Origin of the sequence: Enterococcus ratti (assembly GCF_001886195.1) — a bacterium.
Taxonomy (GTDB): domain Bacteria; phylum Bacillota; class Bacilli; order Lactobacillales; family Enterococcaceae; genus Enterococcus_B; species Enterococcus_B ratti.
In genome coordinates, this window is sequence record NZ_JXLB01000060.1 from 1 (window position 1) to 834 (window position 834).

Sequence of the window (834 nt, forward strand, 5' to 3'; positions counted from 1 at the left end):
CTTGTGAGAGTAGGACGTTGCCACGCAGTTTCTAATGAAACGCCTAAGGTTTTCATATGTGTGTTTTTTTAGAAAATTATTCCGGCATAGCTCAGTTGGTAGTAGCGCATGACTGTTAATCATGATGTCGTAGGTTCGAGTCCTACTGCCGGAGTTCTCATTTTTGAGAAAGAGTATTGAGCTTCTTTCACTCTGGAGAGTTGTCCGAGAGGCCGAAGGAGCATGATTGGAAATCATGTAGATGGTTATACTGTCTCAAGGGTTCGAATCCCTTACTCTCCGTATTATTCCTGGCCCGTTGGTCAAGCGGTTAAGACACCGCCCTTTCACGGCGGTAACACGGGTTCGATTCCCGTACGGGTCATTAATTGAAAAATTTGGAGGTTTAGCTCAGCTGGGAGAGCATCTGCCTTACAAGCAGAGGGTCAGCGGTTCGATCCCGTTAACCTCCATATGAATTGGTTCCGTGGTGTAGGGGTTAACATGCCTGCCTGTCACGCAGGAGATCGCGGGTTCGATTCCCGTCGGAACCGTCATCATTCATTTTCAATTAATGTATTTTAATTTTGGCGCGGTAGCTCAGTTGGTAGAGCAACGGATTGAAGCTCCGTGTGTCGGCAGTTCGATTCTGTCCCGCGCCACCATGGAGGAGTAGCGAAGTGGCTAAACGCGACGGACTGTAAATCCGTTCCTTAGGGTTCAGTGGTTCAAATCCACTCTCCTCCATATTTTACAGGGGCATAGTTTAAAGGTAGAACAGCGGTCTCCAAAACCGTTAGTGTGGGTTCAATTCCTGCTGCCCCTGCCATGGCGAATGTGGCGAAGTGGTTAACG

General features: G+C 48.3%; 8 tRNA genes. All 8 read left to right on the forward strand.

Annotated elements, in window-relative coordinates:
• Positions 1 to 80 precede the first annotated feature (80 nt).
• The 8 genes from RV14_RS11660 (at position 81) to RV14_RS11695 (ending at position 808) form a co-directional block, all read left to right on the forward strand.
• Positions 81 to 154 (forward strand) — tRNA-Asn (locus tag RV14_RS11660).
• 40 nt (positions 155 to 194) lie between these two features.
• Positions 195 to 282, forward strand: a tRNA-Ser gene (locus tag RV14_RS11665).
• Between the two features lie 10 nt (positions 283 to 292).
• Positions 293 to 364, forward strand: a tRNA-Glu gene (locus RV14_RS11670).
• Positions 365 to 379: 15 nt separating this feature from the next.
• A tRNA-Val gene (locus tag RV14_RS11675) sits at positions 380 to 452 on the forward strand.
• An 8-nt stretch (positions 453 to 460) separates the two neighbouring features.
• Positions 461 to 533: transfer RNA gene (locus tag RV14_RS11680), tRNA-Asp, on the forward strand.
• A gap of 35 nt (positions 534 to 568) precedes the next feature.
• Positions 569 to 644: transfer RNA gene (locus tag RV14_RS11685), tRNA-Phe, on the forward strand.
• A gap of 1 nt (position 645) precedes the next feature.
• Positions 646 to 726, forward strand: a tRNA-Tyr gene (locus tag RV14_RS11690).
• Positions 727 to 734: 8 nt separating this feature from the next.
• Positions 735 to 808, forward strand: a tRNA-Trp gene (locus tag RV14_RS11695).
• The last annotated feature ends 26 nt before the right edge of the window (positions 809 to 834 follow it).